General features: G+C 57.6%; 13 protein-coding genes and 1 tRNA gene. 8 read left to right on the top strand and 6 right to left on the bottom strand.

All coding sequences use genetic code 11. The annotated features are described in order from the left end of the window. Positions 1-288 precede the first annotated feature (288 nt). From ACYQ3S_RS01770 to ACYQ3S_RS01740, 7 genes are all read left to right on the top strand, one after another. The gene (locus tag ACYQ3S_RS01770; protein WP_459687049.1) at positions 289-1,476 is read left to right on the top strand and encodes an ABC transporter substrate-binding protein; all 1,188 of its coding nucleotides are present in this window, start codon (positions 289-291) and stop codon (positions 1,474-1,476) included. A 217-nt stretch (positions 1,477-1,693) separates the two neighbouring features. Further along, the gene (locus ACYQ3S_RS01765; RefSeq protein ID WP_054326506.1) at positions 1,694-2,575 is read left to right on the top strand and encodes a branched-chain amino acid ABC transporter permease; all 882 of its coding nucleotides are present in this window, start codon (positions 1,694-1,696) and stop codon (positions 2,573-2,575) included. Positions 2,576-2,590: 15 nt separating this feature from the next. After that, complete coding sequence (locus tag ACYQ3S_RS01760) at positions 2,591-3,667, top strand: branched-chain amino acid ABC transporter permease (protein WP_459687048.1); 1,077 nt, start codon at positions 2,591-2,593, stop codon at positions 3,665-3,667. A 1-nt stretch (position 3,668) separates the two neighbouring features. Beyond that, positions 3,669-4,427, top strand: a complete 759-nt coding sequence (locus ACYQ3S_RS01755) for an ABC transporter ATP-binding protein (RefSeq protein ID WP_107631714.1) — start codon at positions 3,669-3,671, stop codon at positions 4,425-4,427. A 15-nt stretch (positions 4,428-4,442) separates the two neighbouring features. Continuing rightward, positions 4,443-5,150 carry an ABC transporter ATP-binding protein gene (locus ACYQ3S_RS01750; RefSeq protein ID WP_459687047.1) on the top strand — a complete coding sequence of 236 codons (708 nt, stop codon included), beginning with the start codon at positions 4,443-4,445 and terminating at the stop codon, positions 5,148-5,150. Positions 5,151-5,163: 13 nt separating this feature from the next. After that, positions 5,164-5,790, top strand: a complete 627-nt coding sequence (locus tag ACYQ3S_RS01745) for a cytidylate kinase-like family protein (protein ID WP_459687046.1) — start codon at positions 5,164-5,166, stop codon at positions 5,788-5,790. Between the two features lie 265 nt (positions 5,791-6,055). Then, positions 6,056-6,146: transfer RNA gene (locus ACYQ3S_RS01740), tRNA-Ser, on the top strand. A 107-nt stretch (positions 6,147-6,253) separates the two neighbouring features. Here ACYQ3S_RS01740 and ACYQ3S_RS01735 read toward each other — a convergent pair. The 4 genes from ACYQ3S_RS01735 to ACYQ3S_RS01720 all read right to left on the bottom strand — a co-directional run bounded on the left by ACYQ3S_RS01735 (position 6,254) and on the right by ACYQ3S_RS01720 (position 9,415). Continuing rightward, a complete protein-coding gene (locus tag ACYQ3S_RS01735; RefSeq protein WP_459687045.1) occupies positions 6,254-7,447 on the bottom strand; it encodes a tyrosine-type recombinase/integrase in 1,194 nt (397 codons plus the stop codon). 134 nt (positions 7,448-7,581) lie between these two features. Continuing rightward, positions 7,582-8,604 carry a hypothetical protein gene (locus ACYQ3S_RS01730; RefSeq protein ID WP_459687044.1) on the bottom strand — a complete coding sequence of 341 codons (1,023 nt, stop codon included), beginning with the start codon at positions 8,602-8,604 and terminating at the stop codon, positions 7,582-7,584. Next, complete coding sequence (locus tag ACYQ3S_RS01725; protein WP_459687043.1) at positions 8,591-8,890, bottom strand: DUF6100 family protein; 300 nt, start codon at positions 8,888-8,890, stop codon at positions 8,591-8,593. Before ACYQ3S_RS01725 ends, ACYQ3S_RS01730 begins: the two co-directional genes overlap by 14 nt. Before the next feature lie 339 nt (positions 8,891-9,229). Continuing rightward, positions 9,230-9,415, bottom strand: a complete 186-nt coding sequence (locus tag ACYQ3S_RS01720; RefSeq protein WP_459687112.1) for a helix-turn-helix transcriptional regulator — start codon at positions 9,413-9,415, stop codon at positions 9,230-9,232. A 271-nt stretch (positions 9,416-9,686) separates the two neighbouring features. Here ACYQ3S_RS01720 and ACYQ3S_RS01715 point away from each other — a divergent pair, with 271 nt between their 5' ends. Continuing rightward, positions 9,687-10,577, top strand: a complete 891-nt coding sequence (locus ACYQ3S_RS01715; RefSeq protein WP_459687042.1) for a DUF6076 domain-containing protein — start codon at positions 9,687-9,689, stop codon at positions 10,575-10,577. 578 nt (positions 10,578-11,155) lie between these two features. On the opposite strand, the gene ACYQ3S_RS01710 is transcribed toward ACYQ3S_RS01715, so the two are convergent. Next, complete coding sequence (locus tag ACYQ3S_RS01710; protein ID WP_459687041.1) at positions 11,156-12,886, bottom strand: ABC transporter ATP-binding protein; 1,731 nt, start codon at positions 12,884-12,886, stop codon at positions 11,156-11,158. Beyond that, complete coding sequence (locus ACYQ3S_RS01705; protein ID WP_459687040.1) at positions 12,883-14,625, bottom strand: ABC transporter ATP-binding protein; 1,743 nt, start codon at positions 14,623-14,625, stop codon at positions 12,883-12,885. The genes ACYQ3S_RS01710 and ACYQ3S_RS01705 overlap by 4 nt, the downstream gene beginning before the upstream one ends. Positions 14,626-14,651: the final 26 nt, after the last annotated feature.

Genomic DNA, 14,651 nt, shown 5'->3' with positions numbered 1-14,651 from the left:
TTCTCTGCGCGCGGGCAAAAGGGCGTCCGAACATGAAGAAAGGGCTGCGCCGCTGAAATCGGTTGCATGATTCCTTGCACCGCGGACAAATGTTTTTCGGAAGAAAGCACAAATTTTGCAATTCTTACGAAAAAATAATAGGTAGTTTGCCCGAAATTGCGCAAAAGGCGAAAAAAAGTCTGCCAAATCACAGAAAGAGTAGTATAATAAGAAAAAATAATCCAAGCGCCCAAATGATTTCACATCGGAAAGGGCGGGGGGATTAGGTTTGTAAAGGAGAAGATAACCATGAAGAAAAGTCTGAGCATGCTTCTGGCCGGCTCGATGCTGGTAACAGCGCTGGCGGGCTGCGGCGGCAATACCGATACGCAGAGCGCGGGCGACGGGCAGGATAACACGGATGCTGCGGCAACCGCGTTTTTGATCGGCGGCACCGCGCCGCTGACCGGCGGCGCGGCCATTTACGGCAACGCGGTCAAGAACGGCGCCGAGCTTGCGGCGGAGGAGATCAACGCGGAAGGCGGGGATATCCAGATCAAGGTCATTTTCGAGGATGATGAACACAACACGGAAAAGGCTGTCAGCGCGTACAACGCGCTCAAGGACGAGGGCATCCAGCTGTCCCTCGGTGCGGTAACCTCCAAGCCGGGCGAGGCGACTGCGCCGCTGCACGAGGAGGACCACATTTTCGCGCTCACCCCGTCGGCTTCCTCTCCGGCCAATATTGAAGGCAACGACGTTGTGTTCCAGATGTGTTTCTCCGACCCGAATCAGGGCATGGCTTCCGCGGCATATATCGCGGATCAGCAGCTCGGCACCAAGATCGGCATCATCTATAAGAGCGACGACGTGTACTCCACCGGTATTCTGGAGCAGTTCAAGGCCGAAGCAGAGGTCAAGGGCTTGGAAATCGTCGCTGAGGAGTCTTTCATGGATGGTACGGAAAACGACTTCTCGGTGCAGCTGAACGCGTGCAAGAGCGCCGGCGCTGACCTGCTGTTCCTCCCGATTTACTACACTCCGGCGTCCCTGATCCTGACCCAGGCGAACGCGATAGGCTATGCGCCCAAGTTCTTCGGCGTGGACGGCATGGACGGTATCCTGGCGGTTGAGAATTTCGATACCACGCTGGCGGAGGGCGTTATGCTGCTGACCCCGTTCAATGCGGACGCGACCGATGAAAAGACCGTAAACTTCGTGACCAAGTATAAGGAAAAGTACGGCGAGACCCCGAACCAGTTCGCGGCTGACGCGTATGACTGCGTTTATGCTTACAGGCAGGCGCTTGAGGCAGCGGGATGCACGCCGGATATGTCCGCCTCCGAGCTTTGCGACAAGATGATCGAGACGTTCCCGACCATCACGTTCGAGGGCCTGACCGGCGACGGCGCGGGCATCACCTGGGATTCCAACGGTGCGGTATCCAAGAGCCCGAAGGGCATGATTATTGAAAACGGCGCGTATGTAGGCATGTAAAAGGCTTTCGGCGCGTTCGGGGAACGGACCGCTGAAAACAGTTGAACGAAAGAACGAAGGAGGGCGCTGCAGCAGAACGCTACGGCCCTCCTTTGCGTCTGTTTCACGGCATCCACCGCGTTATGGGGTGGGGCGACGGCTCGACGTCGTTTGCCGAGCCCTTGCCCCAACCCACAAGCAAAAAGAGAAATAAAAGAGATTTGAGGTGTTCCGAATGATGGGTTTCCTGAATCATCTGATCAACGGCGTCAGTCTGGGCAGCATCTATGCGATCATCGCGCTGGGCTATACCATGGTCTACGGTATTGCGAAGATGCTGAACTTTGCCCACGGCGACGTGATCATGGTGGGCGGATATATGTGCTTCTGCGCCACGACCTATCTGGGCTGGCCCGCTCCGGCGGGCGTGCTGCTCGCGGTCGTTGTCTGCACGGCGCTTGGCGTTGTGATCGAACGGCTGGCCTATAAGCCGCTGCGCATGGCGCCGTCGCTGGCGGTACTGATCACGGCGATCGGCGTTTCCTATTTCCTGCAGAACGCGGCGCTGCTGATCTGGGGCTCGGGGCAGAAAAGCTTTACCTCGGTCGTAAAGGGCAGCCCGTTCCAGCTGTTTGACGGACAGCTTACGGTCACGCCGGTCACGCTGGTCACGGTGCTTGCCTGCATTGTTATCATGATCGTGCTGACCCTGTTTACCAACAAAAGCAAAATGGGTACGGCGATGCGCGCGGTTTCCGAAGACAAGGGCGCGGCGCAGCTGATGGGTATTAATGTGAACACGACGATCTCGCTGACGTTCGCCATCGGTTCCGGCCTGGCTGCGATCGCGGGCGTGCTGCTCTGCTCGGCCTATCCGACGCTGATGCCGACGACCGGCTCGATGCCCGGCATCAAAGCGTTCACCGCGGCGGTGTTCGGCGGCATCGGCTCGATCCCGGGCGCGTTTGTCGGCGGCATCCTGCTGGGCGTGATCGAGATTTTCGCGGGCGCGTATATTTCAACCCAGCTTTCCAACGCGATCGTATTCGCGGTGCTGATCCTCGTGCTGCTGGTCAAGCCGGACGGGCTGCTCGGCAAGCGCGTGAGCGAAAAGGTTTAAGGGGGCGGCGCTGCGATGAAAAAATTCAAGAAATATGCGGCCTCCAAGGCCGGACGCGATACGCTGCTGTCCTTCGGTATTGTGATCGCCGGCTACATCTACCTGCAGGCGATGGTGGCGACGGGCAATATCTCCAGCCTGCTGGAAAGCCTGCTTGTGCCGATCTGCGCGTATGTCATCATGGCGGTTTCGCTCAACCTGACCGTCGGCATCCTGGGCGAGCTGTCGCTCGGCCATGCGGGCTTTATGTCGGTGGGCGCGTTCGCGGGCGTCGTGACGACGACCTGCTTGGCGGAAGCGATCCCGTCCGCGCCGCTCCGGCTGGCGGTCGCGATCCTTGTGGGCGGCATCTGCGCCGCGGTCGCGGGCGTGATCGTGGGCGTGCCGGTGCTGCGTCTCAAGGGCGACTATCTGGCGATCGTCACACTCGCGTTTGGCGAGATCATAAAAAATATCATCAATGTGCTGTATATCGGCCTGGACAGCACGGGCCTGCATTTCAGCCTGCTCGAGCAGCGGTTTGAGCTGGCGGAAGGCGGGAAAATGATTATCAACGGGCCGATGGGCGTGTCCGGCGTATCCCGACTGTCCACCTTCACCACCGGCTTTGTGCTGGTGCTGATTACGCTGTTCCTGATTTTGAACCTGATTAACAGCCGCGCGGGCCGTGCGATCATGTCCGTGCGCGATAACAAGATTGCCGCGGATTCGATCGGCATTTCGACCACGCGGTATAAGCTGATGGCGTTCGTCATTTCGGCGGCATTCGCCGGTATGGCCGGCACGCTGTACGGCATGAACTACACGACCATCACCGCGGCCAAATTTGATTTCAACACCTCGATCCTGATTCTTGTTTTTGTCGTGCTCGGCGGGCTGGGCAATATCTGGGGCTCGATCATCGCCGCGTCGCTGCTGACGATCCTGCCCGAGGTGCTGCGTGAGGTCGGCGAATACCGCATGCTGATCTATGCGGTCCTGCTGATCGTGATGATGCTGTTCAACAACTCGCCGCTGAAAGCGCGGCTGCTGGAAAAGCGCGGCATGAAGCAAATGAGCAAGCTGGAAAAGAACGGGAAGGAGGGCGCGTGATATGGCAATGCTTGAAGTGACTTCGCTGGGGATTTCGTTCGGCGGCCTGCGCGCTGTTGACGAGCTTTCCATGAAAATAGAGGAGGGCGGACTGGTCGGTCTGATCGGCCCGAACGGCGCGGGCAAGACCACCGTGTTCAACATGCTGACCGGCGTGTACCGCCCGACGGACGGCGGCATCCGGCTGGACGGGCAGAACCTGATCGGGAAAAAGCCGCACGATATCTGCAAAATGGGTGTGGCGCGCACGTTCCAGAACATCCGCCTGTTTTCCAAGCTGACCGTGCTGGACAACGTAAAGACCGGCCTGCATAACGAGATCACCTATTCGCTGGCGGAAAGCCTGTTCCATGTCGGCTCCTACCGCAAAAAGGAGCGCGCCATGAATGAACGCGCGATGGAGCTGCTGGGCGTGTTCGGGCTGGAAAGCGTGGCAGATTACCAGGCGGCGAACCTGCCGTACGGCAAACAGCGCAAGCTGGAGATTGCCCGCGCGCTGGCGACCAATCCCAAGCTGTTGCTGCTCGATGAGCCGGCGGCGGGCATGAACCCGAACGAGACCGCCGAGCTGATGGAGACGATCGAGGTCGTCCGTAAGCGCTTCGGCGTGACCGTGCTGCTGATCGAGCATGATATGAAGCTGGTTTCCGGCATCTGTGAATACCTGTATGTGCTCAACTTCGGTCGCCTGCTGGCCGAGGGGACGCCGGGCGAGGTGCTGAAAAATCCGGAGGTCGTCACGGCCTACCTTGGCGAATAAGGAGGGAAACGAAGTATGGCAATGCTGGAAGTAAAGGATATCAATGTGTACTACGGCCTGATCCACGCGCTGCGCAACGTTTCCTTTGCGGTAAACGAGGGCGAGGTCGTCGCGCTGATCGGCGCGAACGGCGCGGGCAAAACTACGACGCTGCATACCGTCACCGGACTGCTGCCGGCCAAAAGCGGCACGGTGACGTTTGAGGGCAAAAACATCACCAGAAAGCCCGGGCATGAGATCGTCCGGCTGGGGATGAGCCATGTGCCGGAGGGCCGGCGGGTATTCGCGGGGCTGACCGTGCGTGAAAACCTGCGGATGGGCGCCTATACCCGACCGAAAGGCGAGGTCGAGGCATCTCTGGCGGAGGTCTACAAGCGCTTCCCGCGTCTGGAGGAGCGCAAAAACCAGGCGGCAGGCACGCTGTCCGGCGGTGAGCAGCAAATGCTTGCCATGGGCCGCGCGCTGATGGCAAAGCCGCGCATCCTGCTGCTCGACGAGCCATCCATGGGCCTGTCGCCGCTGTTTGTGGGCGAGGTGTTTAAAATCATTCAGGAGGTGTCCGCCGCGGGGACGACCGTCCTGCTTGTTGAGCAGAACGCGAAAAAAGCGCTCTCGATCGCGGATCGCGCCTATGTGCTGGAGACCGGAAAGATCGTAAAATCCGGCAAGGCATCCGATCTGCTGAACGATGATTCCATCAAGAAAGCCTATTTGGGAGAGTAAGGGGGAAGCGCGAATGAAGCCGTATATTATCACGATCGCCCGCCAGTATGGGTCGGGCGGCAAAACGGTCGGCAAAATGCTGGCGAATAAGCTGGATATCCCGTACTATAATCGGGAGATTATCACGATGGCGTCCGAGGACAGCGGCATCAATGCCATGCTGTTTTCAGACGAACGGCTCAAGCCCGACTTTTTGACCCGCCTGCGCAGCCGCTATAAAGGGGATACAAGCGTAATCAATGACTCCTCCAGGGCATACCTGCGCGACGACGCGCTGTTCGATTATCAGGCGAAAATCATCCGCAAGCTGGCCGATCAGGGTCCGTGCGTGCTGATCGGACGCTGCGCGGACTATATCCTCAAGGGGCGGCCGGACGTGGTTCGGGTGTTCGTCCACGCGGACGCGGCGTTCTGCCTGCAGGAGGCTATGAAAATAGATTCCCTGCCGGAGGATGCGGTGGCCAGAAAGATCGCGGAGATCGACGAATACCGCGCCAAGTATTACAAGCACCACACGGGAAGCGACTGGTATGACGCGCGCAATTACGATCTGTCGCTCAACAGCGGCGTGTTGGGCTTCGACGGCGTGGTGGAAGAAATCGTGCAGTATATGCAGGTGCGTTCCCAATTCCAGAAATAAGGCTGCAGGCTGTGGCAGAATGACGCGGATTGCAAGCCGCTTTAGGCGGTGCAGTATATCCGCTTTCGTGCAGCGTCGTGCGGCCGAATGCTATGAGATTTCTAAAAAAAGCCTTGTGCATCCGTGAAAAGATGCATAAGGCTTTTCTGTTGAGGGACTGCTGTTGCGCATGACAATTGCAAAAAAAGAGAAAAAGGGCTTGACGAAAGTAAGGATATGGGATATAATATATTTCGTCCTCTGCGAGAGCAGATCAGCAGGCTATGGAGAGTTGGCTGAGTGGTCGAAGGCGCACGATTGGAAATCGTGTAGGCGTGATGAGCGTCTCCAGGGTTCAAATCCCTGACTCTCCGCCAGATTACCGCACTTTATCGAAAGATAAAGTGCGGTTTTTGCTGTTTTGCGAGAAAATATGGTACATTTTTGCGCGAGTCAATTTTTCTGACGACGATTCTGACGACAATCACGCATTTTTGGAGATCACAGTCGTCTGGATCAGCTTCTCCATGCGCTCTGCGCTGTCGCGGCGCATGGCCTGTGTCAGGTGGCCATAGGTGTTCAGGGTGAATGCCGCAGAGTGATGCCCGAGGTTTTCTTTAACGGTCAGCACGTCGTCGCCGTTTTGCAGGGAGAGCGTCGCAAATGTATGACGAAGCGTGTGGAAATAGCAGTCATCCAAGCCAATGCCTGACAGGATCTTTTTCAGATGTTTGTAGACTGTCCGGCGGTTGAGCGGCCTGCCAGCCTCATTGGTGAACACCAGATCATATTCGTTGTACCATAGAGGGCCGGCTGCCATGCGCTGCTCGTTCTGGATCAGGCGCTGTTCCCGCAAGATCTGCAAAACCGTAGGCGCTACTGTAACGGTACGGGACTTACCGTTTTTCAGGGTGTTCATATAGCAGTTGCAGTCGCCGCGCGTCAAATATTGCTGGAGCTGCTGATGCAGATACAAAGAGCCGTGTTCCCAGTCGATATCCGGCCAAGATAGACCAAGAATTTCGCCCTGCCGCATACCTGTGAACAGGTCGACCAGATAGAGCCGGTAGAACGGATCGCCTTTGCAGGCGGAGAGGAAGCGGTCGAGCTGCTCGTCTGTGATCGTCTTTATCTCCGGCTTCGGAACCTTGGGCAGGATGCAGGCATTGGCGGGATTGCTGCGCAGCAACCCGATACGAACCGCCAGATCCAGCCCGCGATGCAGTACCCCGTAGACATTTTTCGCTGTTTTCGGGGAAAGAGCTTTGCCGCCTTTACTGGATGGCCGGCAAAGTGAATTGACAAAAGCCTGTATTTGTACGGTCGTCAGCGCCTGCAGCTTGATCTTGCCTAATGCAGGCGTGATGTGATTGCGTATCACGGCCTCGTAGGAGTGCAATGCATAGGGCTTGAGATTCATTGTATACTCAGCCAAATAGGTCTGCATCCACTCAGCGACCGTATATTGTGCAGGCTCGATATAGGAACCGGTGTCGATATCCCGCGTCACCTCACGGAGCTTAGCTGCTACTTCCTTCTGCGTTTTGCCGTAGATACAGTGCCGGATCGGTTTGCCGGTCGAGGGATCTGTGCCGGAAGTATAGCGTGCTTCCCAACGTCCGTCTTTGCGCTTTGTGATCGTTCCGCTGCCGGACTCTCTCCGTTTTCGTTGTGCCACGATGTCCTCCTTTCTGTGGCACATGGATCCCGTTGCTATGAACAGTATAACACATTCCATGCTGGGTGAGTAGTGGGTCTATCGGTCTGCCTGTCTGGTATGGGCAGGATTGGAAAATATGTGGACATGCTGTATCAGAACGGTGGTATCCCGCGGCAGAAATCCCCAGCCTGATAGGAAACAGCCTGCCAGCCGTCCGGCAGCAAGCCGCGTCTCGTCAGCTCCCGCAGGATAGGGAGCTGGATATCCCAGACTGCGAACGTAACAGGCATATCGGTCATATGCGCCTCGGATAAGTAGACCAGCACATCCATCCATGTGCCATCGAGCATGGACAGAAATATCCCCTCATTGGGGCGCGCGTCCTCCGCTAAGCGCTGTATGGTCTGCGGCCAGTGCGGGTGTCGGAAAGCCCGTATAAAATCCCCTGCGTCTCTGGTCAGCGGCAGGAGGATCGCGTTGTCCTCGTAGGTGATATGGTAGTTGAGCTGCATGTGCCGGAGTTCGCGGCTGCTTTTGTTCAGCACCCATAAGGAGTATTCCAGAATGTCCGCGAGGCCTTTTTCCGTTTCGGTCAGGATGAACTTGCCGCATGGGTGCCTGTAGTCGCTGAACAGTGCCGCGGCATTGCGCTCGCCGTTCGTGTTGAGCCGCTGGTTGCCGTTGCCGAAATGGTAGACCAGCGATGCCTGCTGACCGCGCCAGGTCACGCCGGCAAAGCGGGAGTACTTGAGGTTATCCGAACTGCGGGCGGCCTTTTGCTCCATTTCACGCTTGACTTCCAGCGAGGTCCGGTACGGCGCCAGCCCGAGGAAAAAGAAGAACATCTGCGCTTCGTTGATGCGGCTGAGCCGGACGGCTTTCTGGATGTTGCGGGTGAATTCCGGCCTGTCCGGAATCTCATCCCAGTACTGCGGCCTTGTACTTTTCCTCATGGCCTCGTAGTACGCAGCATAGCCTGCGTCCGTAATGAAAAAGCTCTTATGCCCCGGGGCTTTGACCGTTTCAAGGTACCCCGCGCGGCACAGCTTCTGGAATGCGTCCTTCACATTTTCATATGGCAGGGACAGGAAAGTCAATGCATGGTATGGCAGCTGTCCGTATGCCGTGCTGATGAGCAGCAGATATTCTGCCGTACTGTTTCTAAAAATCCGCATAGTCTCCTGCCTCCTCACAGACTGGCATCTTGCCGGGCCGGATGACGATGATAGTCTGGTCCTGTTCCGCCCAGCAGCTGGTCTGGATGTTGGAGCAGTAGATACCGCTGTCGCTGGTGAGTAAGTACCGTTCGATGACGTTGAGCACGGCGCGAGTCTCCAGATTATCATGGTCGCGCACATCGGTGGGATGATGGGACGCAGCATAGCAGTGGAGGAATTCTATCGTACACTCCTGGAACCGGGGCAGGGCGGACTCGTAAGCTGCCCTTGTTGGATCGGTCATTTGCCGCTCCTCCTTTCTGCTGTTTTTGTTGGAAATGCCTCAGAAAAGTACCGTCCCACTTGCACAGCCAGCAGCTCGGTAACGAGGAACCGTGCGGGGTGGCGTGTCTGTAAATTTCAGTACTTTTCCAAAGACTTGAAGCAATAAAGTAAGCTGTTTCCATAGGATCTCAGAATTACCGCCCAATTTTTCCGAAACTCTAAAGTACACCTTTTCGGCGGTTTCGGTTTTTGGGAAGAAAGGTGTACTTTCGGCCAAATTACCGCTGGACCTGGGAAGAAAACTGTGTCGCCGAAAAGCCGCCAAAAGTTCGGAAAACGCTGATTTTTGCTTGCGTGGTCATGTCATGGTCTGCCGGTCTATCCATGCAAGGACTTTGTCCTTGGGCGCCAGTTTGCGCTTGCCGATGTGGAGCGTGGGGAAGTCCGCACGATTCATCAGCTGATACGCGCCCGCGCGCGAGATGCCAAGCAGTGCGGCGAGCTGCTCGGCATTCAGTACGTCAGGGTAGTCCTCATAGGCCATCCGTTTCACCGTTATCCCCCCTCTTTTTGCAGTTGACGAATTAGAATGTTTAGTGTATTATAGAATTATAGTTCCATGGAACTATAATAACATCTTGAAAAGATTTGTCAATAGATTTATAATTATTTAAACAATAAATATTCTATAAAGGGGTGCGTGATCTTCAGTGGAGTTTGAGTTTTCGTCTCAAGGGTATCTTCGTGTATATGTTACGGCAAAGCAGGAGGTCTTTGAGTTCATTGATCGAGCCACACAAAGGCATCTGAGGTATATGTTTTCGTACGGGGAGAGCTTGGCCCTGTTTGCGGAAGATCAGGAAGCGGATGATGAGCGTTTTTTGCAGCAATATATCGACTACTTGAATGATAGGGAGCAGGAGGACGAAGAGGATGGTGCTGAGAAGCAAAAGACTCCCCGGCCCAGTCTGCAGTGCGTTGAAGACCCGTTCCTGTATTTGCTGCCCATGACCCTCGCACGGCTTCCTGCCGCACACGGCCGCCTGGCTTTTGCTGTTGCAGATTTTCGCGATCAGCTGCGCAAAGCAAGGGAGGATGCGCGTATCCTGTTGTCCGACTGTTTGGGAGAGGGGACGAAGAGCGTCAGCCGTCGGTACTGGGAGCTTTGGAAGGATGAGCCTATCGACCTGCCGCATATCCGCACGGAACTGATCCCGGCGCATATATCGGGATATGCGGACGGCTGGGTCGTGCCGGTCATGTACACGGATGCGGAGTTTCTTTATCAGAGCGGGAGCAGGATGATGCTGCATGAGGTGTGCTATCCGGAGACAGTGCAGGAGCTGTATGATTTCCTGCGGTCTGTGTACCTGCGGCGTGCGGTACGCTTTAAGCACTGCCGTTTGTGCGGCAAGCTGTTCGCGGCGGTCGACGGTGACCGCACAGAATATTGCAGCCGCGAAACAGAGGGCAAGAAGACCTGCCGGGATGTCGGTGCGGCGCGCGTCTACCAGAAGAAGCTGCTGGGCGATCCGGTCAAGCGCGCGTACAACCGCGCCTATAAGACGCATAACGCCCGCATCCGTTACGGCACGATGACGCGGGAGGAATTCCAGCAGTGGACAGAAGAAGCGAAAAAGCACCGCGATGCGTGTTCGGCCGGCGAGATCTCGCTCGAGGCCTTTGAGGCGTGGCTGAAAAAGTGAACAAGTGTGCTTCGAACTTGCCATCGCTCGTATTTTTATTGAGCTGCGTCATGAGAAATGCCAGACCATGCCTCTTCACGTGGTGATCTGCGCTGGTTATGCGCAAACCCGCCAATATGATTTTTACTGTTTAGGGAATAGGTATCGTTTGGAATGCGATCGCTGAGATCATTGGCTATCTTCCTACCACTAATTTATCACTTTTGAACGTGAGCATGCCTTGATATGGCGTATAAACAAATACAGCCACCTGAGAGAAATGCTCTCCCAGATGGCTGTATTTTTTGATAAACGCAGGCTGATATAATAACGATATACTTCCTGCTTTTCGATATGGCCGAAAGCAAGGCGTGTACAGGAAGATAAACGACATGCAACACCTGCCCGCCCCTCGCCTCCGGTCGCTGATTGCGAGGGAGCTTTTTGCTGCAGAATAAATGGATCATGCTTGGGCAGGCAGTACAGGACTGCAATATGCCGATGGCGCGGATCATCGCAGGATCAAAGGATCTAAATAGAAAGGGTAAAATTTGAACTGCATTTGAAATGGAAAATAATCGGTGTTTTTTCAGGGAAAATCAAATCATCCAGCGGCTGGATTCCACCCGCTCGGAGACGAAATCCCGGTAAATACCCGCCTGCCGGATCAGCTCGTCGTGGGTGCCCCGCTGGACGATGCGGCTCTGGTCCAGCACCAGGATCTGATCCGCGCTCCGCACGGTCTTGAGCCGGTGGGCGATCATCAGAACGGTCTTCTCCCAGGTCAGGGCCTCCATAGCCTTTTGGAGCTGGTCCTCGTTCTCCGGGTCCACATTGGCCGTGGCCTCGTCGAAGATGACGATGGGCGCGTCCTTCAAGAGACACCGGGCGATGGAGATACGCTGCTTCTCGCCGCCGGAAAGGGTAGCCCCGCCCTCACCGATCACGGTATTATATCCCTCCGGCAGAGCGGAGATGAAGTCGTGACAGCAGGCCTTCTTCGCCGCCTCCACCACCTGCTCATGGGTGGCGTCGGGAGAGCCGAACTTGATGTTGTTCTCCACGGTGTCGGCAAAAAGGTACACCCGCTGGAACACCATGCTCACCTGTTCCATCAGGGACTTCAGGGTGTACTCCCGCACATCCCGGCCGCCGATGGTCACCCGGCCCCCGTCCACATCCCAGAACCGGGCGATCAGGTTGCACAGGGTCGTCTTGCCGGAGCCGGAGGGACCTACAATGGCGGTGGTCGTCCGATCCGGGATGGTCAGGGACACATCCTTGAGGATGGGACGGCTCCCATAGGAGAAGTCCACATGGTCAAAGACGATGCTGTGATCCTCTGGGCAGATGTCCGTCCCCCGCTGGTCCATCTCCGGGATGCCGTCCACCTGATTGGCGTGGTCGATGGAGCTGCCCACCAGCCGCAGGGCGGACACGCCGCTGCCCGCAGACTGGATCTGGGAGAAGATCAGGAAGGAGATGATAACCGCCATCAGCGCGTCGGCCAGAGCCATGGAGCCCGTCAGGCACAGCCACACCGCCGCCGCCAGGATCAGCACGCTGAACAGGTGGAGGGCCATCTCCTGCGCCCACACATAGGGAGTGAACAGCTTTTCCACCGCCAGATTGTTGGCCCGGCTGTTCTCCAGCGCCTGCCGCACCCGCTTGTCGCCCTTTCCGGTCAGATTAAAGGACTTGATAACGCTCATGCCCTGGAGCTGTTCCAGCACTGCCTCCACCAGCCGGGCCTCGTCACGCTGGCGCTTGGGGGCGATCTTGGCGGACTGCTTCTCCATCCCGGAGAGGAGGGCCAGATACACCAGCATTCCCGTCAGGGCCAGCAGGCCGATCCGCCAGTCCCAGAACAGGACGCACAGCAGCATGACGGCGGAATTGATCAGGCCGCCCAGAATACTGACCAGCACCATGGGGCCGGCGCTCTCCACCTCGTCCAAGACGGTGGTGGTGATGCCGGTGAGCTCTCCCAGACTCTGGTCGTTGAAGTAGCCCATGGGCACCCGCTTGAGCTTGTCGCCGATGGCAATACGCTTATTCGCCACCATGAAATAGCCGGCGTGGGTCTGCTGGAGCTGGCTGAAGCGGTTCAGGACCGCCCGGCCCAGGATGCTGGCCAGCAGGAGCCCCAGCGCCTGCCAGGCCGGAGCGGGGTCTTTGGAGCCGCCCACCAGAGCCAGCACTACCACATAGATGGCCGCCACCTGGAACATGTGGAACACCGCAAAGAAGAAACCCAAAGCCATGGACTTTCCGATGTTGCCCTGTTCCTCTCCGGCAAAGCGCCAGATCTTTTTCAAAATTGCGATCATGCCTGCTCACCCTCCTTTACTCCCATGTGGGCCCGCCACATCTCCTGATACAGCGGGCAGTGTTTCAGAAGCTCCCCGTGGGTGCCCGCATCCTGGATGCAGCCGTCGTTCACCACCACGATCTGGTCCGCCCCGGTGATGGTGCTGAGGCGGTGGGCGATGACCAGCACCGTCTTTCCCGCCACCAGCTGGGCCACGGCCCGCTGGACCACAGCCTCGTTCTCCGGGTCAATGTAGGCGGTGGCCTCGTCCAGCACCACGATGGGCGCGTCCTTGAGCATGGCCCGGGCGATGGCGATGCGCTGGCGCTCGCCGCCGGACAGGTGGGCGCCGCCTCCACCCACCACCGTGTCATAGCCTTGCTCCAGACCGCGGATAAAGGCGTCACACCCGGCGGCCTTTGCCACGGCCTCCACCTCGGCGTCGGTGGCCGCAGGGCGGCCCATGCGGATGTTCTCCCGGATGCTCTCGTCAAAGAGGTAGTTGTCCTGGGAGACAAAGGCCACCTGGTCGTAGAGCTGCTTCAGCGGGATATGCTTCAAGTCCTGCCCGCCCAGGGTGATAGAGCCGTCGGTCACATCCCAGAAGCCGGCGATCAGCTTGGCGATGGTGGACTTGCCGGAGCCGGAGGGCCCCACAAAGGCGGTCATGGTCCCGGCGGGGATGGTGAGGGACACATCATGGAGCACTTCCTTGTCCGCATGGTAGCCAAAGGACACATGGGAGAGCTGGATGTCCCGGCCCTGGAACTTTGCCGGCGTTTCCCCGTGGTCCTGCTCCGCTCCGTTCAGGATGGCGTCCACCGAGCCCACGATGGTACCCACCTTGGCCAGACTGTCCACGAAATCCATGGCGGCCAGCAGCGGCCCGGCGATACCCAGGGACAGGACGATGGTGGTGATAAAGGTCTCGATGGGCAGGCTCCCGCCGCTGTAAAGAAGCCAGCCCACCGGCAGAATGGTGATCATGGTGGTGGGCGAGATGGTCCGTGCCAGGGAGACCGGCATCTGGCAGCTCTTCATCCAGTGGTAGAAGTAGGAGGCGTTGGCCTTCACGCTGTCAGAAAAGCGGGCGTAGGACTGCTTGCCCTGGTTGAACGCCTTGATGACCTCGATGCCGCCGATGTACTCCACGATGGCGCTGTTCATGGCCTGGGTGGTTTTGACCGAGCCCTCGTACTGCTTGCCGTAGTCGGCCATCACCGCCATCATAAAGGCCATGCCCACCGGGATGGACACCAGGCTCAAAAGAGCCATTCGCCAGTCCAGCACGAACAGGTAGATGAGGATGCTCACCGGGCCCAGCACATTGGCGGTCATCTCCGGCAGAAGATGGGCCAGGGGCCGCTCCATACTCTCCACCTGGTCCACGATGATCTGCTTCATCTGGCCGCTGGAGGTGTCCAAGATCGTCCCCAGAGGCATTCTGGGCAGCTTCTCCAGCACCCGTTCCCGGATGGATCTCAGGATGGCAAAGGTGGATCTGTGAGAGATCGACAGGGCCAGAGCGTACAGGGTCGCCCGGAGCAGGAAGCCCGCCAGGGCCACGGCGCACCATATCAGGTAGTATTGCGCGCCCTGTTCCCCCTTCAGAAGGCCCAGGATGATCTGTGCCGCAGCGAAGTAGGGGAGCATCCCGAACAATACCCCCACCACGGCGGACAGGACAGCCCGCTTCAGGCCGCTGTGCTCCGATTCCCCCAGCTCCCACAGCCGGAGCATGGGACTTTGCTGTTTCATAAAAATTCCTCCTCGTATAGTTAGTT

This window comes from Agathobaculum sp. TL06 (genome assembly GCF_054658635.1).
This window is presented reverse-complemented; position numbering and strand designations above follow the sequence as displayed.